We start from the raw sequence: 23,328 nt of genomic DNA on the forward strand, positions 1-23,328 counted from the left end.
GTTGCAAGAAAGGTCACAAGGCATCCCATGTTCTCCCGTTCCCTCAAACTCTCCCTGCTGGTGGGTGGCGCGCTGCTGACGGGCGCCTGCAGCAACGATGACGGTGGCAACACCAACCTGGATTCGTTGGATCAGCAGCTCGTCGTCAACTTCGCGGACGCGGTGGTGGTCCCCACCTACAACCTGCTGGCGACGCGCATGGTGGAGCTGGACGCGGCGGCGCAGGCGCTGAAGAACGCGCCCAGCGCGACGACGCTGAAGGCGGCGCAGGACGCGTGGTTCGCCGCGCGCGTGCCGTGGGAGCAGAGCGAGGCGTTCCTCTTCGGGCCGGTGGACAGCTACGGGTGGGACCCGGCCATGGACAGCTGGCCGGTGAACCGCACGGACCTGGACGCGGTGCTGGGCAACAGCGACAAGCTGACGCAGCAGTACGTGAGCGGCCTGCAGGAGACGCAGAAGGGCTACCACACGACGGAGTACCTGCTCTTCGGCGAGGGCCAGGCGAAGAAGCCGGCGGACTTCAACGCGCGCCAGTTCGAGTACCTGCTCGCGCTCACCGCGGAGCTGAAGACGGTGTCGGGCAACCTGGCGTCGTCCTGGACGACGGGCGTGAACGGGCAGTCCCCCTACCGCGACACGCTGGCCAAGGCGGGCGAGGCGGGCAACACCGTGTACCCCACCGTGGAGTCGGGCGCGCAGGAGATGCTGGGCGGCGTGCTGACCATCCTCGACGAGGTGGCGAACGGGAAGATCGCCGACCCGTACGACGCGAAGGACCCCAACCTGGTGGAGAGCCAGTTCGCGCTCAACTCGCTGTCTGACTTCACCAACAACATCCGCAGCGTGGAGAACGTCTACCTGGGCCACCGCCCGGAGAGCGAGGCCAAGGGCCTGTCGATGTCGGACGTGGTGAAGGAGCGCGACGCGGCGCTGGACACGCGCGTGAAGGCGGAGATCGCGGCGGCCATCGCGGCGCTGGGCAAGGTGCCGGAGCCGTTCCCGGTGTCCATCAAGGACCCGGCCTCCGCGGATAAAATCGAGGGGGCGCAGGCCGCCATCCGGAAGCTGCACGACACCTTCCAGGTGAACGTGAAGGCTGTCATCCTGAACTGATGTTGAAGCAGGGGAACGCGATGCGACGGGTATTCGGACTCGGGGCGCTGCTGTGGCTCGCGGGCTGCGGCGGCAAGGACACCGAAGCTCCGGAGGCACCGCCGCGCGCGGGGGGCGACACCACCATCAACGATCGCACGTCGCGGGCGTTCGCGCAGGCCGCCCCCAACCTCAGCCTGGAGCACGAAGCGCTGCACCGCGAGGGCGACGCCGCCTTCGCCGCCGTCTTCGTGCCCGGCCCGGCCCCGGTGAACCCGGGGCTGGGGCCGGCGTACAACAACACCTCGTGCAACGGCTGCCACCTGCGCAACGGGCGGGGCATGCCGGTGATGGGCGGAGGCCCGCAGCGCACGCAGCTGCTGGTGCGCGTGAGCCTCCCGGACGGCACGCCGGACCACCCCAACGGCGCGGTGCCCGTGCCGGGGTTGGGCCTCCAGATTCAAGACCAGGCCGTCTACGGCGCCTCGCCAGAGGCCAGCGTGACGCTCGCCTGGGAGGAGCGCGAGGGGACGTACGCGGATGGGACGGCGTACGGGCTGCGCTCGCCGCGCATCACCATCGTGATGCCGGACGGCTCCGCGCCGCCCTCGAACATGCGGACGTCGCTGCGCCTGCCGCCTCCTGTCGTCGGGCTGGGGCTGCTGGAAGCGGTGGACGTGGCCACGCTCCAGGCGCTCGCGGACCCCACGGACGCGAACAGCGACGGGGTGTCCGGGCGGCTGAACACCGTGTGGGACGTCCAGGCGCGCGCGCTGGTGCCGGGCCGCTTCGGGTGGAAGGCGAACAGCCCCAACCTGCGGCAGCAGTCCGCGGAGGCGTACTTCAACGACATGGGGATTTCATCGCCCCTCTTCCCGGAAGCCGACGGCACCTTCGAGCTGCCCCTGCGCACGCTGGACGCGGCCGTGTTCTACGCGCAGTCGCTCGGGGTGCCGGCGCGCACGGCGATGGACGACGCCGCGGTGAAGCGCGGTGAGGCGAAGTTCAAGGACCTGGGCTGCGTGGCGTGCCACCGCGACACGCTGGAGACGGGTGAGCACCCGGTGGCGGAGCTGTCGCACCAGCGCATCCATCCGTACACGGACCTGCTGCTGCACGACATGGGCGCGGGTCTGGCGGACGGGCGGCCGGATGGGGATGCCACCGGCAACGAGTGGCGCACGGCGCCTCTCTGGGGCCTGGGGCTGACGCAGACCATCCTTCCGTATTCGAGCTACCTGCACGACGGGCGGGCCCGGACGCTGGAAGAGGCGGTGCTGTGGCACGGCGGCGAAGCGGAGCGGGCGCGGGAGGGGTTCCGCAGCCTTTCCGCCAGCGACCGGGCCGCGCTGGTGCGCTTCCTCCAGTCGCTCTAGCGGGCGACCGAACCGTCGCGGAGCATCCCGGCGGCCTGGGACATGCGGCGGCGCAGGTGGGTCACCACCTCGTGCAGGTCCTCCAGGCGCTGGAGCACGTGCAGGTCCTCGCCCGCGTTCAACAGGGTGACCGGCGTGAGCGTGTCGCGCTGGAGGGCCAGGAGCAGGTCATGGAAGTGGGCCTGCACGTCGCCCAGGGCATCCAGGCCCTCGCGGAGGTCATCCTCCACGAAGTCCAAGAGGACGCTCGTGTCCGCGCGAGCGGGCAGCGCGTGGGCCAGGCGCTCCACCGCCCCGCGAACGGGGTCGGTGCGGCGCAACATCGCGGGGGTGGCGAGGGCTGCGACGGGAGAGGGCATGCTCAGGAAGCTACAGGCCCGTAGCGTCCGGTCAATTTTCCAAGCCCTGCCCACGGGTGCGAGGAGGTCCCGGGACCGGAGCTCGCCGGGCTCGACATTCAGGCACGCCCCGCGGTCCGCTTCGGCACGTGCCGCGATGGCAGCTTCGGCTCCGTGTGGGTGACCCCCTGTGGACAGGTGGCTGCGTTTCGTCCCCTGGCTGGAATCAGGGCTCCCGATACAGGAGCAAGTGGGTCGATGGGGGTCGCGGGCCCCGGCGGCCTGACACTCCAGACCGGCGCCCTGGCATTCCGAGGCGCGCGATTGAGCCCTGGCGGCGCCGTCAACTGCTTGCGGCGCGGTCTGCGGTGGGCGCGGAGGAGGACCGTGACGTCATCTCTCTGCGTCGGGCGCGGAGGAGGACAGTGGCTCCGCTCCGACGTTGGGGCGCGGAGGAGGACCGTGGCTCCGTCCCGGCGTTGGGGCGCGGAGGAGGACCGTGGCTCCACCCCGACGTTGGGGCGCGGAGGAGGACCGTGGCTCCACCCCGACGTTGGGGCGCGGAGGAGGACCGTGGCTCCGCCCCGGCGTTGGAGCGCGGAGGAGGACCGTGGCTCCGCCCCGGCGTTGGGGCGCGGAGGAGGACCGTGGCTCCGCCCCGGCGTTGGGGCGCGGAGGGGGCCCCTGGCTCCGGCCCGACGTTGGGAAGCGGAGGAGGACCGTGGCTCCGCCCCGGCGTTGGAGCGCGGAGGAGAACCGCGGCTCCGGCCCGACGTTGGGGCGCGGAGGAGGACCGTGGCGTCCGGTCCTCCCCTCATCCCCGTCAGGGGACGGGGGCCGCCGGGCCACCGATGGGCGCTGGGGCCGCGGCGGCTCCCGTGGCCGGCGCGGCGTTGGCCGGGGCCGGCGTGGAGGGCAACGGCGTGCTGGGCGCCGCGTTCAAGGGCGTGGGCGTCCCCAGGAGCGGCGGTGGTGTGCCCGTGTTGAGCGGCGCCGGAGTCCCCAGGATGGGCGGCGGCGGCGTGGTCGACGACTGCGACAGCGGCGGCACCGTGGAGATGATGCCCGGGCTCACCTGACCCGTGCCCAGGAAGGTATTGAAGTCCGGCGCGGACACCTGCGGCGTCGTGAAACCGCCCACGGACACGCCCGCCACCGTGGGAGGCGTGGCGAAGGTCCCCGGCCCCACCGTGGCGGTGGAGCCCGGCTCCACCCCCGAAACAATCGCAGGCGGGTTGGACGGCGCCGCGGCGGAGAACGAACCGCTGAACGTCGCGGGCGCGGGCGCGGGCAGCGAGGGCGGCGCGACTGGCGGCGTCTCCACCGTCCCCGTCGTCGGCCCCAGGGTCGGTTCGGACGTCACCGTGCCCACCGTCCCACTGCCTCCCTTGCCCTCGGTGGCCGGAGCGAAGCGCGGTGGTGACATCGGTGCCACCGCCGCGGGGAACGCCGTCGGGGCCACCGGCGTGAGCCCCACGAGCGAAAGGGGCAACTCCCCCGTCGTCGGGATCACCGCCACGGAGGGCAGCGTGACCCCGTCCACCTCGATGGACACGTTGTCGTAGAGGAACTGGAGGTAACCCCGCGGCTCGGCCTGCGGCGGCAGATTCCACACCACCACCATCAGCTCCGTGTCGCCCGGCCGAGCTTCGCGCAACAGCCTCGCGGTGTCGTCGTCCGCGAAGGTGCCCGCATCCAGCGCCGCCGCATGCACCAGCGCAGAGTCCGTCAGCAGCGCCCCGTTGCGCCACACGCTGCCAATGCCCCACACGGCCATCGCCGCGTGCGCACGCGTCGTCGCGCGCCACCCGATGCCCGTCTCGCCGTAGATGGGCGTGCCCATCATCACGCCGCCTTCGATGAGGTGCGGAGGCGGCCCGGGGAGCGGCCCGGCGGGCGCTCGCGACATCGCCTGGATGGGGGGAAAGCCCACCTGGGTCAGCTCCACCCGGTAGTCCGAGCCCCCGACACGCAGGCTCGCGGTGAGCCGCGCCTTGTCACCGAAGGTCGCGTTCGGGACTCCGACGCGATCCTCCACGGAGAGCGACGCCTGCCCCGAACCGCGCTCCGTCAGGTCACTGAACGGGAGAAGACCTTCGAAGAAGTAGCCGTCCGTCTGCTCGGTCCTCGCGCTGGCCTTCCGGCCCTCGAACGCGACCCCGTCGCCCCCTGGCGACGCCGCCAGCACACCGGACAGCAAGATGCTCGTGATTGGACCCGCCATCGACGCTGCCTCCCTTGAACTTGAAGGTAGGCAGCGGAGCGGGCCGTGGCACGCCCCGGACTAAATCAGGCCGCGAGCGCGGCGGATCTGCTCGACGGTCTTGTTGTACTCGATGTCGAAGGCGCTCGTGCCTTCCTGCAGGTGCTTCAGCCTCGAGCGGGCCTCCCGGTCGATCTCGTCGTCCACGTCCAGGTGCTTCTTCATGCCCTGGAACATCTTCTGACGCAGCACGTTGTCCGGGGAGTAGACCTCCTCGACGTTCCGGCTGATGAGGAGGAACTCGATCATCTGGTTGATGACGTACTCGATGCCCTCGTCCCCCATCTTGAAGCCGCGCACGTCCGCCATCTCGCGCTTCACCTGGTTGAACTTGGAGTAGTCATATCCTCGACGCTCCAGGGCCTCCCGCGTCGCCTGGTTCACACGCTCTTCGTTGGCGAGGTACTCGCGCATGATGGCGGACAGGTCCATCTCGGCGTCGGCCACGCGCATCGGCTCCACCTCGATGTCCCCGTCCTGCATGAGCTGCTGAATGGCCTCGCGCGAGATGATCGGGATCACCTTCGGATACAGCCTCATGTCGGTCCCTCGTCCTCTTCAAACGTGCTCGGATCTTCAGCCGCTATAAATCAGCGCCGAGCATGGTCGCAATGAAAAACCCTAGGAACGTCGCGGGTTCCAGCGGCCAGCCCCCCCGGCGTCCGAACCGGAACTTAATCATGCCGTACCCGGTGGCGACCCTCCATCCGCTTTTTCATGCGCGGGTTCGGAAGCATCATCCAGGGACGCCTCACGCACCGGGTCCTCGCTGTCTTCCTCGGGGTCGCCGTGCAGGCCCGCGTGGACGCGCTCGGCCATCGCCGGGCCCACGACCTCCGCCAGCTCCTCGATGCTGGCGTCCCCCACCCGCTTGAGAGAACCGAAGTGGCGCAGCAACATCTTCCGCCGCCCTTCGCCCACGCCGGGAATGTCCTCCAGCGCCGACCGCATGGCGCTCTTTCGCATGGACTTGCCCTGGAAGGTGATGGCGAACCGGTGCGCTTCGTCGCGCATGCGCGTGAGCATGAACATTTCCGCCGAGTTCTGCGGCAGGATGATGGGGTCCTTGCGCCCCAGCACGAAGACGCGCTCGGGGCTCTTCGCGCTCTCGGCGTCCCGGTCGAACACGTCCTGATCGCGGCTCTTGGCGAGGCCCACCACGTCCACCCCCTCCACGCCCAGGTCCTTCATGGCCGCGTGCGCGCTGGCGAGCTGCCCCTTGCCACCGTCGATGACCAGCAGGTCCGGCAGGTCCCCGTCCTCCACGCCGCGCTTGAGCCGGCGGGTGATGACCTCGTACATGCTGGCGAAGTCGTCCTGCTTCTCCACGGATTTGATCTTGTACTTGCGGTAGCGCGACTTGTCCGTCTCCCCGTCCGTCACGGCCACCTGCGACGCGACGATGGAGGAGCTTTGGAAGTGGGAGATGTCGAAGCACTCCATCCGGCGCGGGAAGTTGCGCAGGCCCAGCTTGGACTGGAGGCGTGACAGCACCGTGTCCGTCTCGTCCTTGGTGCGCTTCCTCTCCACGAACGCCTGCTCCGCGTTCTTCAGCGCCATGTTCACCAGTTCATGCTTCTCCCCGCGCTTGGGGACGAAGACGCGCGCGCGCTCGCCCTTGCGCTCGGTGAGCAGGGCCTCCAGGCCTTCGGTGCCGTCGCCGGGCTCCAGGGGCAGGAGCACCTCCTCCGGCACGAAGCCGCCCTGGTCGTAGTAGAGGTTCACGAACGAGGCGAGCAGTTCGTCATCCGGGAACTCCTGGCTGCCGAAGGGGAAGGCCTGGCCGCCGTTGAGCCGGCCCTGCCGCACGTGCAGGACGTAGAAGAGGATGCGGTCGCCCTCGCGGTGGAAGGCGAACACGTCCTGGTCCTTGAAGTCGCTGGTGGCCACCTTCTGGCGCTCCAGGCTGCGCTCGATGGCGAGCAGCTGGTCGCGCACCCGCGCGGCCTCCTCGAACTTCAGCTCCACCGCGGCGCGCTTCATGCGCAGGCGCAGGCCTTCAATCAGCTCTCCGGCCTTGCCCTCCAGGAACATGGCCACCTCGTCCACGCTCTTGCGGTAGTCCTCCGGGGGCACCGGGTAGACGCACGGGGCCGGGCACCGGCCAATCTGATGGAGCAGGCACGGCCGCTTGCGGTTGGCCAGCACGTGGTCCGTGCAGGTGCGCAGCTGGAAGAAGCGGTTGATGAGGCGCAGCGTTTCGCGGATGGCGCCCGCGCTGGAGTAGGGGCCGAAGTAGCGCGCGCCGTCCTTCTCGTACTTGCGCACCACCTCCAGCCGGGGGAACGGCTGGGTGCGGTCCAGGCGCAGGGAGATGAACTGCTTGTCGTCCTTCAAGAGGACGTTGAAGCGCGGCTTGTGCTTCTTGATGAGCTCGTTCTCGAGGAGGAGGGCCTCCTTCTCGTTGTGGACGAGCACCGTCTCCAGGTCGCCCAGCATCGTGTCCAGGAGGGACACGAAGACGCGGGTGTCGCCGGAGCGGTTGAAGTAGCTGCGCACGCGGCTGCGCAGGTTCACGGCCTTGCCCACGTAGATGATCTGCCCGCGCTTGTCCTTCATCAGGTACACGCCGGGCTCGGTGGGCAGCGCGTCCAGCTTTTCCTGCAGCCGGATGTCCATGGCGGGGCCTCGCTCCTAGCTCTTGCGCGTCCGCGAACGTCCGGAGGGCCCCGAGGCCCCCCCCGACGACCCGCCAGAAGAGCCGCCCGACGGCCGCCCCCGTCCCCGCCCCTTCTTCGGGGTGGTGCCGGGCTGATCCACCGCCTTGGGGGGCGCGCGCAGCAGCGAACGCGACGCGGGCTTGAGCCCCAGGTCCATGTCCTTGAGCAGCTGGACGCGGTCGCGGAACTCCGCGGCCTTCTCGAACTGCATCTCGTCCGCGGCCTTGAGCATGTCCGCGCTGAACTCCGCGATGAGGCGTTTGATCTCCTTGGGCTCCAGGAGGTCGTTCTCGCCTTCCGCCGCCATGGGCAGCGCGCCCGCGCCGGCGTCGTAGTCCGGGATGTTCTCGCTGAAGTCCGTGATGTTGCTCTTCACCGAGCGCGGCGTGATGCCGTGCTCCACGTTGTACGCGCGCTGGATGTCGCGGCGGCGCGTCGTCTCCTCCATGGCGCGCTTCATGGAGTCCGTCGTTTGATCCGAGTACATGATGACGCGCCCGTTCACGTTGCGCGCCGCGCGGCCAATGGTCTGGATGAGCGACACGTGGCTGCGGAGGAAGCCCTCCTTGTCCGCGTCCAGGATGGCGACCAGCGACACTTCCGGGATGTCCAGGCCTTCGCGCAGCAGGTTGATGCCCACGAGCACGTCGAACTCGCCCCGGCGCAGGTCGCGGATGATGGCCATGCGCTGGATGGCGTCGATGTCCGAGTGCAGGTAGCGCACCTTCACGCCCACGTCGCTGTAGTACTCGGTGAGGTCCTCCGCCATCCGCTTGGTGAGCGTCGTCACCAGCACGCGCTCCTTGCGCGACACGCGCACGCGGACCTCTTCCAGCAGGTCGTCCACCTGGTTGCCCGCGGGGCGCGTCTCCACCTCCGGGTCGGTGAGGCCGGTGGGGCGGATGATCTGCTCCACCACCACGCCCTTGGACTTCTGGAGCTCGTATTCCGCGGGGGTCGCGGAGACGAAGACGGCCTGGGGGACCATCTCCTCGAACTCACCGAACTTCAGCGGCCGGTTGTCCAGCGCGCTGGGCATGCGGAAGCCGAAGTTGACCAGCGTCTCCTTGCGCGCGCGGTCGCCTCGGTACATGGCGCCAATCTGGGACACCGTCTGGTGGCTCTCGTCGATGAGCACCAGCAGGTCGCGCGGGAAGTAGTCGATGAGGCACGGGGCCGACTCCCCCGGCGCGCGCCCGGTGAAGTGGCGCGAGTAGTTCTCGATGCCGTTGCAGTAGCCGACCTGTTCGATCATCTCCAGGTCGAACAGGGTGCGCTGCTCCAGCCGCTGCGCCTCCACGAGCTTGCCCTCCGCCTTGAATCGCTGGAGCTGTTCGGCCAGCTCGTCGCGGATGGTGCGCATGGCGTTCTGGCGCGCGTCCGCGCCCGCGACGTAGTGGCTGGCGGGGAAGATGACGATCTTCTCCAGCTGGCCCAGCGTCTGGCCGCGCAGCGGGTCGAACTCCGTGATGCGCTCCACCTCGTCGCCAAAGAAGCTGACGCGCACGGCGCGCTCTTCCTCGTACGCGGGGAACACCTCCACGGTGTCGCCCCGGGCGCGGAAGGTGCCGCGGTGGAAGTCCAGGTCGTTGCGCTCGTACTGCGCTTCCACCAGCTTGCGCATGAAGCCGTCGCGGCCCATGTCCTCGCCCACGGTGGCGCGGATGGCCAGGTCCACGTAGCTGCGCGCGGCGCCCAGGCCGTAGATGCACGACACGCTGGCCACGATGATGACGTCGCTGCGGGTGCGCAGGCTGTGCGTGGCCGAGTGGCGCATCCGTTCGATGTTGTCGTTGATGGACGAGTCCTTCTCGATGAAGGTGTCCGTCGACGGGACGTAGGCCTCGGGCTGGTAGTAGTCGTAGTACGAGACGAAGTACTCGACGGCGTTGTTCGGGAAGAGGCCCTTGAACTCGCCGTACAGCTGCGCCGCCAGCGTCTTGTTGTGCGCGATGACCAGCGCCGGGCGTTTCACGTTGGCGATGAGGTTCGCCATGGTGAACGTCTTCCCCGACCCGGTGACGCCCAGGAGGGTCTGGTAGCGGTCGCCCCGCAGCAAGCCCTCGGTCAACTCCCCGATGGCCCGCGGCTGGTCGCCTTCTGGCTTGTGCTCACTGACGAGTTCGAACTCCGGCATGGGGGACAGATCTAACATCCCCGCTGCCTGTGTACTGAACCTTCGTGCATGTCCGTCTGGCAAAAGACGGAGCGCCCCCCTACTTCGCGGGCGCGCCCTTCAGCGCCTCCAGGGACTTCAAGCGGGCGGCCTCGAACTCGTCCCCCTTGTTCCACACGGGCATCTGGGGGGCCTTCGCGACCTGGGCGCCCACCAGGAAGAACAGCCGGGTGTCCTCCACGGCGCCGGACAGGTCCCACTCCGGGCGGATCTCATCCGAGGGCTGGTGGTAGTGCTTCGACTCCCACTGGCCGCGCTGTTCGCGGCCCCAGCCCTCCGGCCGGCCGATGAAGTCCATGCCGCTGCCAAAGTAGGCGGCCGGGATGCCCTGCCGCGCGAAGTTGAATTGATCCGACCGGTAGAAGAAGCCCCGGTCGGAGAGCTGATCCGCCTTCACCGTGCGCCCCTGCGTCCTGGCCATCGCGGTGACGAAGGTGTCCAGGCTGGACTTGCCCAGACCGATGACGGTGATGTCGCGGGTGCGGCCCAGCACGTTGCCGCCATCCACGTTGATGTTGGCGGCGATGCGACCCGGGGGCACCGGCGGATGGCCGGCGAGGTACGCGGAGCCCAGCAGGCCGTACTCCTCCGCGGCCACCGCGGCGAAGAGGATGGAGCGGCGCGGCGGCGTGGGCAGCGCGGTGAAGGCCCGGGCCACCGACAGCATCGCGGCCACGCCCGCCGCGTTGTCCAGGGCGCCGTTGTAGATGACGTCCTCGCCCGGCTTGCCCTCGTCCTTCTGGCCCAGGTGATCATGGTGCGCGCTGTAGAGCACCACCTCCTTCGCCAGCGCGGGGTCGCTGCCGGGCAGCAGGCCCAGCACGTTCGCGGTGGGCCGGCGGCGCACCTCGTTGGTGAGGCGCAGGGACAGCGTCACGCCCAGGGGCACGGGGCGGAAGTCCCGCTTCTGCGCGGCGGCGCGCAGCGCGTCCAGGTCCTGGCCCGCCAGCGCCATCACCTGCTTCGTGGCGTCCTCGGTGGTCCACGCCTTCACCTGGAGGCGGGGCGCGTCTCCGGCGGGCAGCTCGAACTGCTCGCCCGTCCACGAGGTGCGCACCACCTGCCACGGGTAGCCCGCGCTGGGGGTGGTGTGGATGATGATGGCGCCCGCCGCGCCCGTCTTCGCCGCCTGCTCGTATTTGTAGTCCCAGCGGCCGTACCAGAGGCGCGCCTTGCCAGCGAAGAGGCGCGGATCATCCTCGGGGTCGTTGTTGAGGATGACCAGCGTCTTGCCCCGGAGGTCCGCGCCCTTGAAGTCGTCCCACTGGAACTCCGGCGCGACGATGCCGTAGCCCACGAACACCAGCTCGGACGCGTCCAGCTTCGCTTCGGGGGCCTGCACGCCGGACACGGCGATGAAGTCCTCGCGCGGCTTGAGCTCCACGCGGCCCGCCTTCGCCTGGAAGGCCATCCCGCCCGGGTGGCTGTTGATGCCCACCAGGTCGAAGCGCTGAAGGTAGCCGCCGTCCGGTGCGCCGGGCTTCAAGCCCAGGCCCTCGAACTGCGTGGCGATGTACTCCTGGGCCAGCGCGTCGCCGCGCGTGCCGGGGCCCCGGCCCTCCAGCAGGTCGCTCGCCAGGAACCGCACGTGCGCGCGGAGCAGGTCCTGCGTGATGGCCTGTTCGGCCACCTTCTCCTGCGGCGTGACGGTGAGCGCGCCCGCCGCGAGGGCGGAGGCCGAGGACAGGGCGACGAACAGGACGGGGAGGTGCGCCGGGAGGAGCCTCATGCTTCCGTGCGTAACACGGCCCCATGGGCGCCCCCCAGCGGGTTTTCAGGCGGCGGGCGCCGCCACCTTCCAGGAGGTGCCGGCAGGCGTGTCCATGATGTCCACGCCGAGCGTCTTGAGCGCTCCGCGCACCTGGTCGGCCTTGGCGAAGTCCTTCGCGGCACGCGCGGCGGTCCGCTCGGCGAGCAGCCGCTCCACCTCCGCCACGTCGATGCCGCGCTCGAGCACCGCGCGGTCGCGGCGGCGCAGCAGCCACGCGCCCGGGTCGTCCTCGAAGAGGCCCAGGACGCGGGACATCTCCCGCACCTGCTCGCGCAGCGCCTGGAGCGTGCGGCCCACCAGCGCCTTGTCCTTCACGGGCGGCTTGTCGGTGAGCTCGTTCATCAGGCCGAACTGACCCGACAGCGCGCCCAGCGCGCCCGCGGTGTTGAAGTCGTCGTCCATGGCGGACTCGAACTCCGTGAGGAAGCGGGCGGGGTCGCCGTGCAGCGGCCCCTTGCCGAAGTCCTTGCCCGCCACGCGCTCGTCCACCTTGCGCAGCGTTTCGTAGAAGTACTCCATGCGCCCCTCGGCGTCCTGGAGCGACTTCTCCCCGAAGTTGAGCGGGTGGCGGTAGTGCGTGGAGAGGAAGAAGAAGCGCAGGGCCTCCGCGTCCACCTTGGCGAGCGCGTCGCGCAGGCGCACCACGTTGCCCAGCGACTTGGACATCTTCGCGCCTTCCAGGTCCAGGAAGCCGCAGTGCATCCAGTACTTCGCCATCGTCTGGCCGGTGGCGGACTCGCTCTGGGCGATCTCGTTCTCGTGGTGGGGGAAGATGAGGTCCAGCGCCCCGCCGTGGATGTCGAACGAGCGGCCCAGGTACTTCTCGCTCATCGCGGAGCACTCGATGTGCCAGCCCGGCCGCCCCTTGCCCCAGGGGCTGTCCCATGACGGCTCGCCGGGCTTCGCCGCCTTCCACAGCGCGAAGTCCAGGGGCTCGCGCTTGAGGTCGCCGGGCTGCACGCGCTCGCCCTGGCACAGGTCATCCAGGTTGCGCTTGGACAGCTTCGCGTAGTCGTCGTCCTTGTTGACGGCGAAGTACACGTCGCCCTTCGCCTCGTAGGCGAAGCCCTTGTCGACGAGCGTCTGGATGATGGCGATGATCTCGGGGATCGTCTCGCTCACGCGCGGGGACACGTCCGGCTCGCGCAGGTGCAGCGCGCGGGCGTCCTCGCGGAAGAGCTCCACGAAGCGCGAGGCGAGGGCCACGGGCGTCTCTCCCGTCTCGTGCGCGGCCTTGATGATCTTGTCGTCGACGTCCGTGTAGTTGCGCACGTACGTCACCTTGAAGCCGCGATAGCGCAGGTAGCGGACCACCACGTCGAACGACGTGAAGGTGCGTGCGTTCCCGATATGGATGTAGCTGTAGACCGTGGGCCCACAGACGTAGACCTTCACCTCGCCGGGCACGAGCGGCTCCAGCGGCTCCTTCTGCATGGACATCGTGTTGAAGAGCCGGATGGATGGGGGGGCCACGGTGGAGGGTCCTCCTGGGGTGCGAGGCGGGCGCGAGACTTGCGCGGCGCGGTGCACACTCTAGGATCCCGGGTCGCACACAGGCCAGCACTTGGCGTTGGAAGCGTCGGACATCCGCGCAAACGCCGGTGGGGCCCTGTTCGGGGCCTTGCAACCTGGGAGAATGGCCCGCATGGCCCCGCCGAATCCCAAGCGTCCGCCGCGCCCTCCCCGTCCGCCCGGGCAGCAGGCGCCTTCGGATGATTCGGCGGAGGAGCTTCCGTTCGACGACGACGAGGTGGCGCCCCTCCAGGCGGATGATCCGCGTCCCCAGCGCGTGCCGCAGTACCCGGCGGGCCCCCGGAAGCTGAAGCGGCGCGGGCCGGGCGAGCGGACGAGGTCCGACCGGGAGCTGTCCCCCCGGTACGACTGGGCGAAGGAGTATACGGATCCCGGCATGACGCCCGCGTTCGTCTACGTGGAGCGCGGCCCCGGCGCGGGGCAGCTCGTGCCGCTGCGCCAGGGGTCCATCACGTTGGGGCGCTCGTCGACGTCGGACCTGCGACTCCAGCATGCCTCCATCAGCCGCCGCCATGCGCAGCTGACCCGGAGGGGCAATGGGTTCATGGTGCGCGACCTGGGCAGCCAGAACGGCACCTTCGTCAACCGCATCCGCATCAAGGGCGAGGTGGAGATCCGGCCCGGCGACGAGCTGAACCTGGGCAACGCGACCTTGCGCGTGCGCGGCGCGGGCGGCGGGCCGACGGTGAGCACGACCTCGCTGGAACCCATCCTGCCGCGCAGGACGAAGCGCCCGTTGGGTGGCGTCGCCGTGGCGCTGGCCGCGGCGGTCGTGGGCTCGGCGGTGGCGGCGCTGATCAGCATCATGGCCATGCGGATGACGGCCGCGTCGCCCGCGGACCCGACGCCCACGAAGGACACGCGCGCGGATCCGCCGACGGAGGTTCGCGCCACCGAGGACGGGGCGCCCCGGGAGGCCTCGGAACCGGCGGAGGGTGCACGGGGCCCCGATGCGAAGGCGCCAGGCCCCGGCGCTCCGGAGGACGGTCGGACCGTTCAGGGCAGCGCGGCGCCGGGCGCGTCGGACGGCATCCAGCGCCTGCATGAGGGCCCCGTGGCCGCGAACTCCGCCCCCAGCGCCACGGACATTGCGCGGGGGATGCAGCGGAGCTCCGCGACCTCGAAGGCCGGCAGCACGTCACCGAGCGCCACGCACCCCACTCGAGGTCCGCACACGGGCGAGGGCTCTGCTGCCGCCTCGGACATCGTGCGGGGCGAGCACACCCGCTCGGCGTCCATGGTGGCCGAGGAGTCCCCCAGCGCCTCGGACATCGCACGGGGCGAGCACACCCGCGCGGCGTCCACGGTGGCCGAGGAGTCCCCCAGCGCCTCGGACATCGCACGGGGCATGGGCTCCGCGAAGCCGGGGACTGGCGGCTCGGACGCGGCCCGGGGTTCCGGCCACGCCTCCTCTGGATCCATGCACAGGGGGCCCGTGGCCGCCGCGGCGTCCGGCACCCCAGATGAACGCCTTCGCGCGGACATCCTCTCCCGCTACGAATCCGGTGACGTCTCCGGCGCGCTGGCCCAGGCCCGCCGCGCGAACCTCGCGCCCCTGGTGCAGCAGCTCACCCGCTTCCAGACCGCCGAAGCCACCGCGCGAACCGCCCTGGCGAAGCAGGACCGCCCCCGGGCGCTCGACGCGCTCGGCGTCGCCGTGCGCCTGGACCAGGAGCTTTCCCAAGGCTGGAGCCGCCAGGGAGCCGGGCTCCGCCGTCAGCTGGCCGGCCTCTACGTCAACACGGGCCAGGAGGCCGCGCGCGCCCGCCGCTTCAACGACGCTCGCGAGGCCTTCAACGCCGCCCTCCAATACGACAGCACCAACACCGAGGCCCGCGCGCAGCTGACCCTGCTCGATGCCCAGGCGCCCGCGACGCCGTAAGGCTGGTGGCACCGGCCTCCAGAAACACGACGCCCCGGATTCCAGCGAGGGAACCCGGGGCGCGGGATGCGGACGGGCTGGCCACGTGGGCCTGCCCGTCGAACCACCGAATCAGGCGAGGTTGAAGATCTTCTTCAGGTCGGACTCGACCTCTTCCTCGGAGCAGTCCTTCGCCAGCGACAGCTCCTTGATGAGCAGCGAGCGCGCCGTGTCGAGCATCTTGCGCTCGCCGAACGACAGGTCCTTGTCGCCCTTGAGCAGGTACAGGTCGCGCAGCACCTCGGCGATTTCGAAGACGGAGCCCGTCTTGATCTTCTCCATGTACTCGCGGTATCGACGGTTCCACGTCGTCGAGTCGACGGAGATGTCCTTCTCCCGGAGGATGGAATAGACCTGCTTGACGTCCTCCTCGCTGATGATCTCCCGCAGGCCGACCGAACCGACCTTGTTGATGGGGATCATGATCCGCATCCCGTTCTCCAGGATGCGCAGCACGTAGAACGACTGGCGCTGCCCGGCGACCTCGGTGTGCTCGATGCCCATGACCTCACCGACGCCCTGGCCCGGATAAACCGCCTTGTCACCAGTCTTGAAGCTGGTCTGCACTAACTGCCTCCTTGGAGAAAGCTTCGCCCCCGGCCTTCGAGCCCGCCACTACTACCACAAACCACATCCACGGGCAACGAAATCGCCTTGACCACCCGATGCGGGCCGCACTACGGTGTCCGATTTTGTGTGCGGTGTCGCTCGGTGTGTGAGCGCTACCAGACGGACTGGGCGGTGGGTGGGGGTGGGTGTTGGTTCGTTTCGGGTGGCGCGACCTGGGTGCGCGTCCGTTGTTCTTTCCTGCGCTGAGCCTCTTGCTCGGCGCCCTCTGGGCAACCGGAACAGGGAGCGCCGCCGGGGTATTTCTCCTCTGCGCGCTTTGCCTGGGGCTGATGGGAATGGCGCTTGGCCCACGGCCAGGAGCCCATCTCGCGGTGCTCGGCGCCCTGGCGCTGACGGGCGCGGGGCTTTCCGGTTTCGAGGCGCGGGTCGACGTGCCCCCGGGACTCGCGGACGGCGGAGCCGCGCTGCTCGAAGGCGAGTTGGAGCGGGTGGAGCGGTTCGACGGCGCCACCCGGCTGCGGCTCGCCGTGGCCCGGGCCGGGCCGGCGCCAGGGCCCCACGTCCCCGCCCGCTTCCGCGCGAGCCTCTCCGGCCGGGGAGAGGGCCTGGACCTGCAAGCTGGCCAGCGCGTGCGGGTGGAGGCCCGGCTCGTGCCCGACGCGCCTCCCTCCAATCCGGGCGAGCGGGACTTCGCGTCGGCGCGACGGCGGCAGGGCGTGGCCTTCACGGGCGGGTTCGTCCCGGGACGGGTGCTGGCGCTCTCCCCTGCCCCGCAGTGGCGACTCGCGCTGGAGGCGGTGCGGGAGCGGCTGACGGGGGCGGTGCATGGCGTGGCGCCCTCACCGGACGCGGCGGCGCTGTTCCTGACGTTGGCGGCCGGACAGCGCGCGGAGCTGGACGCGGCCTGGGAGGACGCCTTCTCGCGGGCGGGGCTCGCGCATGTGCTCAGCGTCAGCGGGCTGCACGTGGCGGCGCTGGCGCTGATGACGCTCGCGCTCCTGCGGCGCGGGCTGGTGTGGCTGGGAGGACGGTGGCGCACGCTGGAGGCGCGGCGGGTGGCGGCCCCGGCGGCGGTGCCTTTCGTCTGGGCCTATGTGCTCTTCACGGGGAACCAGGCGCCCGCGGTGCGCTCGGCGGTGATGGCCACGGCCGTGCTGCTGGGGCTGGCGCTGTGGCGGCGCGCGGATGGGCTCAACGGGCTGGCGCTGGCGGCGCTGGTGCTGGTGGCCTGGACGCCCTCGAGTGTCGTGGACCTGTCCTTGCGGCTGTCGTTCCTCGCCGTGTTGGGGCTGGTGCTGCTGTCGCCCGCCTTGCGCGAGGCCCTGCCCCTCCCGCGGCCAGAGCCGGCGGAGCCCCGGCGGCTGAAGCGGTGGGCCGCCCAGGCGCGTGAGACGGTGGCGCAGACCTTTTGCGCCAGCGCCGCGGCGACGCTCGTGGGGCTGCCCGTGGTCGCGGCGGCGTTCGGACGGGTGAGCCTGGTGGGGCTCGTCTCCAACATCGTCGCCCTGCCCCTGTGTGGCCTGCTCACCGGCCTCGCCGCGGGGGGCGCGGCCCTCTTCGTCGTCGCCCCCGCGCTGGCGACGCCGGTGCTGTGGGCGGGCGCATGGGCTTCGGAGCTGCTTCTCGCGCTGACGCGGGGCTTCGCGGCCGTGCCCTTCGCGGCGGTGGAGGTGCCGGCGCTGGGGGCGCTGCTCGGCGGAGCGTACGCGGTGGGGCTGGGAGGCTGGGCGCTTGGCTCTGGGCGGTGGCGATTCCTGGGCGTGCTCGTCCCTGGCGCCGTGCTGGGCGCCCTGCTGCTGCCCGCGCTCACCCCGGAGCCCGCGCTGCGCATCACCTTCCTGTCGGTGGGCCAGGGGGACGCCGTGGTGCTCCGCTCCCAGGGGCACCATGCGCTGGTGGACGCCGGGGGCGTCCCGGAGGGCGCGGACACCGGGGAGCGCTTCGTGCTGCCCTTCCTCCGGGCGGAGGGCGTCTCACGGCTGGACCTCGCGGTGCTGTCCCATCCGCATCCCGACCATGCGCTGGGGCTCGTGTCGACATTGGCCCAGGTGCCCACCGAGCGCCTGTGGTTGTCCGCGGGGAGCACCGACGGTCCGCTGTCCCGGCGCATCGTGGCCGCGGCGAAGGGCGCCCGGGTGGAGGAGGTGCAGGTGGGGCATCCCGCGTTCGCGCTGGGCGAGGCGACGCTGGAGGTGTTGGGTCCTCCCGTGGACCGGGAGCTGATGGAGGGCGCGAACGACCGGAGCGTGGTGCTGCGCGTGCGCCATGGCGACGTCACCGTGCTGCTGGCGGGCGACGTGGAGGAGGACGGCGAGGCCGCCCTGGAAGAAGCGCTGGGGCCGGTGACGGTGCTGAAGGTCCCGCACCACGGCTCCCGCACCTCGTCCACCGCGCCACTGCTGGCGCGGACACGGCCCCGTCACGCGGTGTTCTGCGTGGGCCGGCGCAACCGGTTCGGCTTTCCACACCCCGAGGTGGAGGCGCGCTACCGCGCCATGGGCACCCAATGCTGGCGCACCGACCGGGATGGGGCCGTGACCCTGGAGAGCGACGGGCAGGACGTCCGCCTGGTGTCCTTCCTGCCGCATGCCGCGCCGGAGCCCCTCCCCATTGCCGGGAGGGGTGAGCAGGCCCACCTTGGAGGGCGATGATCTCCGATGATCTTGATCTCCGGCAGCTGACCGCCGAGCTGAAGTCCCGGCTGGGTCCTGGCGAGCCCGTGGGCTATCTGCGCGGCAAGTCCCTCATGCGCGACATGCTGCTCGCCATGCGCGGGAACCGGTTCTCTGAGCTGGAGGCCGAGGAGCTCGTCGACACGCTGGAGTCCCAGGGGTTCGTGCGCTTCCTGGGCGACCCGGCGGAGCGCTCCGTCGCGGATGCGCCCTGGGACATCTCGCCCCACGCCTGACCCCAGGCCGCGCCCATTACTGGAAGACGAGCCACGCGAAGCGCGGCAGCGCGTGGAAGTCACCGATGAAGAGCGGTGAGAAGGCCTGGCCCTCCACCTGCCTGCGGTCGTGGTGCTCCAGCCGGTAGAGGTTGAAGCGCCAGCGCTCGCCCGGCTGGGGCGGGATGTGCGGCACCTCCGCGAGCCGGTTGAACGGGATGGCCATCTCCACCGACCAGCCCTCGTCCCGGTCCGACGCGTCATCCAGCGTGCCCCGCACCTTCACCGCCGTCTTCATCCCCGAGTCCCACGACAGGTCCATGCCCTGGCGCCGCGCGGGGAAGTACGCGTCGAAGATGACGTTGTGGGGTGAGACCTCCAGCTCGTTGTAGGTGCGGCCGTCGGCGTTGGCGTCGAGGAACACCTCCACGACCTCCTGCTCGTAGATGGAGTCGTCGCGGTTGCGCAGCGTGCCCCAGACGTCCGGGTCCTCCACGTCGAAGGCCACGTACAGGTGCGCGTCGTCGTAGACGAGCCGGGCCTGCGTGCGCAGCCGCGCGGGCCGGCCGTCGAAGCTGCCCACGAGCGTCACCGGCTTCGCGCCCTTCCAGGCCTCGTCGTCGAGCACGCCATCGAGCACCGGCGCCTTCTTCACGCGCGTGACGGTGTACTCCGGCAGCGCGGGGGGCTCGCCGCCCAGGAGCGGGCCGCGCACGCGGTTGTCCCCCAGTTGCTGCCGCGGATCATCCACCCCCAGCCGCTCCTCGTCGCGCCAGAAGCCCAGCACCACCCGTGCGGGCACGGCCGGCATGGTGACGGTGTGCACGTCCTCCAGCACCCGGCCCACCGGCCAGGTCTCCAGCGGCGCGGCGCCGTCCTGGAATTCGTGGTCCGCGTTGCCAATCATCTGGCCGCTCTCCGGATCCACCACGTGCACGAAGAAGTGGAAGCCCTGCGGGGGCGCGCGCACGGCCTGGAAGTAGTGCGAGAGCCGCACCGGCTGCCCCGGCGGAGCGCGCTCTGGCGTCACTCGCGTGCCCAGGTAGACGACGGCGCCGCCCGCGAAGGTGGCTCCGCCGCGGTAGGTGAGGCCGTCCGGAGCCGCGTCCAGCGTCCGCGGCGCCGTGGGCGCCGGGAGCCGGGGCGTGCGGTGGGCGGGGCCCGCCTGTTCGTCGCGGCAGGCGCCAACGAAGAGGAGGGAGGACATCAGCAGGGCGAGGTCGAGGGGGCGGAGGCGCATCGAAGGCGCCGAGTCTACCCTTCCCCGCCTTCCGGGAAGCGTTCTTCCACGCGGGGACACCGCGCTTCCCCAGCGTGGGCAACCCGTCCGCAAGGGTGGGCGACCGAGCCAGCGGGCCCCCGGGGTCTTGTTGGCGTGGCCGCGAGGGCACCCCATGTTTCGGTCCATCACAGGCAAGGGGAACGACATGAGCAAGGGACTGATTGCCAGCGCGGCGGTGGTCGCGGTTCTGGCGGCGGGATCCGCGCAGGCGGCTTCAACGGAGCTGCGCAGATCCTCGGACATGAGGGGCCTCACGTTCCTCGTGGGCGGTGGCGTGGAGGGATACACCAGTGTCCTCCGGGATCAGATCAATCCAGGTCTGGCCTACGGCGTGACGGTGGCCATCAAGCCGACGAACGTGTTGGGAATCGAGCTGGGCTACACGGGCGCCATCAGCGAGTTCAACAACAGCCGCGTGCTGGCGACGAACACGAATGGCCCGGACATCGTGCGCAACGGCGCGCAGGCGGCGGTGACGCTGGGCCTGACGGCCACGCCCGTGCAGCCGTACATCATGGGCGGATTGGGCATCAGCCGTTACAACGTGCGCGCCTTCGCCCCGGGCTTCCAGGACGACACGGTGGGCAACGTGCCGGTGGGCGCGGGCCTGCGCCTGCACATGGGCAGCTTCACCGCCGACGCGCGCGTGAACTACAACTTCCTGTTCGACCAGGAGTTCGCCCTGGCGGTGCCGCCATCCGATGTGAACCTCGGGGGCGACGAGACGTTCAGCAAGGGCGGCCGGTACGTGGGGACCCTCAACCTGGGCGCCACCTTCTAGCGCGCGGCGGTCCGCCGTCCCGTCCTCCGGACATGGGGGGCCGGGGATGGATGGGAGCGCCCGGGCAACCTCGCGAAAACGCAGCGCCCGGCGGCAGGCGTGACGCTTGCTGCCGGGCACTCGCATGCGCTTCGAATTCGAGCACCTGGGCACCCCCACCCCGTTCGAGCTGACCGAAGGCCTCCACCAGTTGGGCGGTGGCCCGGAGGACCATGTCCACCTGGAGGGCCTGCCTCCAGGGCTGTTGACCCTGCGCATCGAATCCCAGCGCCTCATGGTGGAGGCGGTGCGCAGCTTCACCGTGAACGCGGTGCGCGTGCTGCCCGGCGTGGCGCGACTGGTGCTCCCAGGGGAGGTGCTGGGCCTGCCCGACGGCATGTGTCTGCGGGTGCTCGCCGAGCCAGGTGCCCCCGAGCGAGGCGTGGGCACCGTCGCGGTGCTCAAGGGCCTGCTGACGGATTCGGAGACCCGCCCCTCCCGCGCCGCCACCCTCACCTGTCTGACCGGCTTGGACGTCGGACGCGCGCATGCGCTCGCGGAGGCCTGCACGAACATCGGCCGGGGCGAGGGTGTGGCGCTGCGGCTGCGCGACCGCGCCGTGTCCCGGATGCACGCGCGGATCCTCCGCGAGGACTCGGGGTTCGTGCTGGAGGACCTGGGCACGCCCAACGGCGTGTTCCTCAACGGCGTCCGTTTGGAGGCGCCCGCGCGGCTGGCGGATGGCGACGTCGTGGAGTTGGGGCGCTCGCTGCTCCGCTTCCAGGCGGCGTTCGATGATGCATCGGGCGCGAACCCAGATGCTCCGGAGCCCGTGGAGGACGCGGCAGCGGCCCGGAACGGGGCTCAAGCGCTGCTGCCTCCCGAACGAAGGCCCCCTCGCTCGGACGGGTGGATCATCGCCCTGGGCGTGCTGCTGGCCCTGAGTGGACTGGTGCTCACCTACGCGCTGACAGCGGCCGGGTGAGGCTGTGCGGCGCGGGCGTCACGCGGGCAGCGGGGAGAGGCCGGCGCGCTCCACCAGGAGCCGAGCCAGGTACCGGTGGTGACGGAAGAAACTGGTGAAGTGCACGAAGCCCTTGCTGCCCCGGATGGCGTAGACCGTCACGGGACCCGGGAGCACATCCAGCTTGCGGATGTCCGCGAAGGAGAAGCGCCGGGTGCGCACCATGCCCCGGCAGGTGATTCCCCGGGCGTCCACCTCGATGCGGGTGCGCCCGTAGTAGGTGACCGACACCGCGAAGAAGACGACGAAGAAGGCCGCGGACAGGAACGTCTCCAGCGGCACGCCGTCGAAGTGGAAGAGGTAGACGAGCACCCCGACCCACAGCAGGCCCGCGGCCGCCATCACCGCGGCGAGCACACGCCGGGGGCGAAAGACCTGCTGCGACTGCTTCCCCTCCACCGTCCGTTCGCGTCCGTCCATGACCTCAAAATAGTGGCCTGGACAACCCCTCCAGCAGTGACTGTCCGCCTACCTGCCAGGCGGTCAGCGCAGGCGCTCGGCCTTCTGGCGGGATTCCTCCTTCAGTTCAGGACGGACATCGGAGGCGGTGGAGCGGGCATAGCGCTCATAGAGGTCGCGCGCTTCCAGGTTGCGGCCCAGGGCGCGGTACGCCTCGGCGAGCCCGTACAGCGGCGAGGCCGAGTCCGGCTCCAGCTTCAGCGCGAACTGATAGTCGGCCGCGGCCTCCGCGTAGCGCCTGAGCCCGATGTTGGCGCTGCCCCGCGCGATGTAGGCCACGGTCAGCAGCGGCTCCTGTTGCAGGGCCTGTGTCAGCGTCTGGAGCGCGGCCGCGTAGGCGCGCTGGCCGATGTGCTGGACGCCCTGCTCGTAGGCGCGACGGGCCTGGGCTCTCGTCGTGTCCGCCACCGGACCCGAACCGGGAGCCTGGCCCGTGGCCTGCGGCGACGTGCCGGACTCCTCCTGCTTCGCGCGCGCCCGGGCGATGTTGTCCTGGGCGCTCTGGCGGATGGCCGCGTCCTGGGTGAGGCGCGAGGCGTGCTCCCACTCCTCGATGGCTCGCCCGTAGTACCCGAGCACCGCCAGCGCGTTGCCCAGCTTGAAGCGCGCCTCCACGTGGTCCGGCGCCGCGTGCTCCGCGTCGAGGAAGGCGAAGGCCGCCTCTCGGTAGCGGCGCTCACGCATCAGCGCATCCCCGTCGCGGATCCGCGTGGCCGCCAGCACCGGCTGCGACGTGCGCACGGGCTCGGGGCTCCCCCGCTGCGTTTCGGAGGCAGAAGCCTGCGCCCTTGAGGCGGGCTGCGCTTCGGCCCCCGCGGCCTGCGTCCTCGCGCCCGGCTTCGCTTCGGGGACAGAGGCCTGCGTCATCGACACCAGGGCAGCGGGCTTCGCTTCCGAGCCAGGAGCTTGCGTCTTCGCGGCGGGGGCAGCGGGCTTCGCTTCGGGGACAGGGGCCTGCGCCTTCGCGGCGGGGGCAACAGCCGGCTTCGCTTCGGAGCCAGGAGTCTGCGCCTTCGCGGCGGGGGCAACGGCCGGCTTCGCTTCGGGGACAGGAGTCTGCGCCTTCGCGGCGGGTGCACCGGCCGGCTTCGCTTCAGCGGTCGGAGTCGGTGCACCCGTGCCCTGCGCCCAGGCGGACGTCGCCGCCGTGCCAAGACACACCACCGCCGAGACCACGAGCTGGAACCTGCGCGTGCGAACCATGTCCCTCTCCCGT

At 70.7% G+C, this 23,328-nt stretch carries 18 protein-coding genes; 7 read left to right on the top strand and 11 right to left on the bottom strand.

What is annotated here, in order from left to right; all coding sequences use genetic code 11:
* Positions 1-27 precede the first annotated feature (27 nt).
* Together FOF48_RS14800 and FOF48_RS14805 are read left to right on the top strand one after the other, a co-directional pair.
* Positions 28-1,113: an imelysin family protein gene (locus FOF48_RS14800; RefSeq protein ID WP_143901972.1), complete on the top strand. Its 1,086-nt coding sequence runs from the start codon at positions 28-30 to the stop codon at positions 1,111-1,113.
* A gap of 20 nt (positions 1,114-1,133) precedes the next feature.
* Positions 1,134-2,468: a di-heme oxidoredictase family protein gene (locus FOF48_RS14805; protein WP_143901973.1), complete on the top strand. Its 1,335-nt coding sequence runs from the start codon at positions 1,134-1,136 to the stop codon at positions 2,466-2,468.
* Here FOF48_RS14805 and FOF48_RS14810 read toward each other — a convergent pair.
* The 7 genes from FOF48_RS14810 to cysS all read right to left on the bottom strand — a co-directional run bounded on the left by FOF48_RS14810 (position 2,465) and on the right by cysS (position 13,149).
* Positions 2,465-2,827 carry a hypothetical protein gene (locus tag FOF48_RS14810; protein WP_143901975.1) on the bottom strand — a complete coding sequence of 121 codons (363 nt, stop codon included), beginning with the start codon at positions 2,825-2,827 and terminating at the stop codon, positions 2,465-2,467. The genes FOF48_RS14805 and FOF48_RS14810 overlap by 4 nt on opposite strands.
* 802 nt (positions 2,828-3,629) lie before the next feature.
* A complete protein-coding gene (locus tag FOF48_RS14815; RefSeq protein ID WP_143901977.1) occupies positions 3,630-5,030 on the bottom strand; it encodes a hypothetical protein in 1,401 nt (466 codons plus the stop codon).
* A 60-nt stretch (positions 5,031-5,090) separates the two neighbouring features.
* Positions 5,091-5,609 carry a DUF507 family protein gene (locus FOF48_RS14820; RefSeq protein WP_014398200.1) on the bottom strand — a complete coding sequence of 173 codons (519 nt, stop codon included), beginning with the start codon at positions 5,607-5,609 and terminating at the stop codon, positions 5,091-5,093.
* A gap of 138 nt (positions 5,610-5,747) precedes the next feature.
* Complete coding sequence (gene uvrC / locus FOF48_RS14825; protein ID WP_143901979.1) at positions 5,748-7,688, bottom strand: excinuclease ABC subunit UvrC; 1,941 nt, start codon at positions 7,686-7,688, stop codon at positions 5,748-5,750.
* 15 nt (positions 7,689-7,703) lie between these two features.
* The gene (gene uvrB / locus FOF48_RS14830) at positions 7,704-9,866 is read right to left on the bottom strand and encodes an excinuclease ABC subunit UvrB (protein WP_186001910.1); all 2,163 of its coding nucleotides are present in this window, start codon (positions 9,864-9,866) and stop codon (positions 7,704-7,706) included.
* Between the two features lie 79 nt (positions 9,867-9,945).
* Positions 9,946-11,634, bottom strand: a complete 1,689-nt coding sequence (locus tag FOF48_RS14835; RefSeq protein ID WP_143901983.1) for a M28 family metallopeptidase — start codon at positions 11,632-11,634, stop codon at positions 9,946-9,948.
* Positions 11,635-11,679: 45 nt separating this feature from the next.
* Entirely contained in the window at positions 11,680-13,149 is a 1,470-nt protein-coding gene (cysS, locus tag FOF48_RS14840) for a cysteine--tRNA ligase (protein WP_143901987.1), read from the bottom strand.
* Between the two features lie 172 nt (positions 13,150-13,321).
* Between cysS and FOF48_RS36765 the strand changes: the two genes are divergently transcribed.
* On the top strand, positions 13,322-15,091 hold the full coding sequence (locus FOF48_RS36765; protein WP_221938234.1) for an FHA domain-containing protein: 1,770 nt from the start codon (positions 13,322-13,324) through the stop codon (positions 15,089-15,091).
* A 111-nt stretch (positions 15,092-15,202) separates the two neighbouring features.
* On the opposite strand, the gene FOF48_RS14850 is transcribed toward FOF48_RS36765, so the two are convergent.
* Positions 15,203-15,697, bottom strand: a complete 495-nt coding sequence (locus FOF48_RS14850) for a CarD family transcriptional regulator (protein WP_014398206.1) — start codon at positions 15,695-15,697, stop codon at positions 15,203-15,205.
* Between the two features lie 338 nt (positions 15,698-16,035).
* Here FOF48_RS14850 and FOF48_RS14855 point away from each other — a divergent pair, with 338 nt between their 5' ends.
* On the top strand, positions 16,036-18,351 hold the full coding sequence (locus FOF48_RS14855; protein ID WP_255442177.1) for a DNA internalization-related competence protein ComEC/Rec2: 2,316 nt from the start codon (positions 16,036-16,038) through the stop codon (positions 18,349-18,351).
* A complete protein-coding gene (locus FOF48_RS14860) occupies positions 18,348-18,608 on the top strand; it encodes a hypothetical protein (protein WP_143901989.1) in 261 nt (86 codons plus the stop codon). The genes FOF48_RS14855 and FOF48_RS14860 overlap by 4 nt, the downstream gene beginning before the upstream one ends.
* A gap of 16 nt (positions 18,609-18,624) precedes the next feature.
* Here the strand turns inward: FOF48_RS14860 and FOF48_RS14865 are convergent, their stop codons facing one another.
* Positions 18,625-19,827, bottom strand: coding sequence for a carbohydrate-binding family 9-like protein (locus tag FOF48_RS14865; RefSeq protein WP_143901991.1), 1,203 nt, complete (start codon positions 19,825-19,827; stop codon positions 18,625-18,627).
* A gap of 187 nt (positions 19,828-20,014) precedes the next feature.
* Here FOF48_RS14865 and FOF48_RS14870 point away from each other — a divergent pair, with 187 nt between their 5' ends.
* Together FOF48_RS14870 and FOF48_RS14875 are read left to right on the top strand one after the other, a co-directional pair.
* Complete coding sequence (locus FOF48_RS14870; RefSeq protein WP_143901993.1) at positions 20,015-20,650, top strand: outer membrane beta-barrel protein; 636 nt, start codon at positions 20,015-20,017, stop codon at positions 20,648-20,650.
* A gap of 124 nt (positions 20,651-20,774) precedes the next feature.
* Positions 20,775-21,614: an FHA domain-containing protein gene (locus tag FOF48_RS14875; RefSeq protein ID WP_143901995.1), complete on the top strand. Its 840-nt coding sequence runs from the start codon at positions 20,775-20,777 to the stop codon at positions 21,612-21,614.
* Positions 21,615-21,632: 18 nt separating this feature from the next.
* On the opposite strand, the gene FOF48_RS14880 is transcribed toward FOF48_RS14875, so the two are convergent.
* Together FOF48_RS14880 and FOF48_RS37535 are read right to left on the bottom strand one after the other, a co-directional pair.
* Positions 21,633-22,073, bottom strand: a complete 441-nt coding sequence (locus FOF48_RS14880; protein WP_143901997.1) for a PH domain-containing protein — start codon at positions 22,071-22,073, stop codon at positions 21,633-21,635.
* 63 nt (positions 22,074-22,136) lie between these two features.
* Entirely contained in the window at positions 22,137-23,315 is a 1,179-nt protein-coding gene (locus FOF48_RS37535) for a lipopolysaccharide assembly protein LapB (protein WP_143901999.1), read from the bottom strand.
* Between the last annotated feature and the right edge of the window lie 13 nt (positions 23,316-23,328).

The sequence above is a fragment of the Corallococcus sp. Z5C101001 genome (assembly GCF_007352635.1).
Taxonomy (GTDB): Bacteria; Myxococcota; Myxococcia; order Myxococcales; family Myxococcaceae; genus Corallococcus; species Corallococcus silvisoli.

Bases quoted from the DNA above. Each gene is read 5' to 3' on its own strand.
- FOF48_RS14835 (WP_143901983.1), bottom strand. From the start codon at position 11,634: ATGAGGCTCCTCCCGGCGCACCTCCCCGTCCTGTTCGTCGCCCTGTCC.
- FOF48_RS14815 (WP_143901977.1), bottom strand. From the start codon at position 5,030: ATGGCGGGTCCAATCACGAGCATCTTGCTGTCCGGTGTGCTGGCGGCG.
- FOF48_RS36765 (WP_221938234.1), top strand. From the start codon at position 13,322: ATGGCCCCGCCGAATCCCAAGCGTCCGCCGCGCCCTCCCCGTCCGCCC.
- FOF48_RS14820 (WP_014398200.1), bottom strand. From the start codon at position 5,609: ATGAGGCTGTATCCGAAGGTGATCCCGATCATCTCGCGCGAGGCCATT.
- FOF48_RS14800 (WP_143901972.1), top strand. From the start codon at position 28: ATGTTCTCCCGTTCCCTCAAACTCTCCCTGCTGGTGGGTGGCGCGCTG.
- FOF48_RS14880 (WP_143901997.1), bottom strand. From the start codon at position 22,073: ATGGACGGACGCGAACGGACGGTGGAGGGGAAGCAGTCGCAGCAGGTC.
- FOF48_RS14810 (WP_143901975.1), bottom strand. From the start codon at position 2,827: ATGCCCTCTCCCGTCGCAGCCCTCGCCACCCCCGCGATGTTGCGCCGC.
- FOF48_RS14860 (WP_143901989.1), top strand. From the start codon at position 18,348: ATGATCTCCGATGATCTTGATCTCCGGCAGCTGACCGCCGAGCTGAAG.
- FOF48_RS14855 (WP_255442177.1), top strand. From the start codon at position 16,036: ATGGCGCTTGGCCCACGGCCAGGAGCCCATCTCGCGGTGCTCGGCGCC.
- uvrB (WP_186001910.1), bottom strand. From the start codon at position 9,866: ATGCCGGAGTTCGAACTCGTCAGTGAGCACAAGCCAGAAGGCGACCAG.
- FOF48_RS14875 (WP_143901995.1), top strand. From the start codon at position 20,775: ATGCGCTTCGAATTCGAGCACCTGGGCACCCCCACCCCGTTCGAGCTG.
- FOF48_RS37535 (WP_143901999.1), bottom strand. From the start codon at position 23,315: ATGGTTCGCACGCGCAGGTTCCAGCTCGTGGTCTCGGCGGTGGTGTGT.
- uvrC (WP_143901979.1), bottom strand. From the start codon at position 7,688: ATGGACATCCGGCTGCAGGAAAAGCTGGACGCGCTGCCCACCGAGCCC.
- FOF48_RS14865 (WP_143901991.1), bottom strand. From the start codon at position 19,827: ATGCGCCTCCGCCCCCTCGACCTCGCCCTGCTGATGTCCTCCCTCCTC.
- FOF48_RS14870 (WP_143901993.1), top strand. From the start codon at position 20,015: ATGAGCAAGGGACTGATTGCCAGCGCGGCGGTGGTCGCGGTTCTGGCG.
- FOF48_RS14805 (WP_143901973.1), top strand. From the start codon at position 1,134: ATGCGACGGGTATTCGGACTCGGGGCGCTGCTGTGGCTCGCGGGCTGC.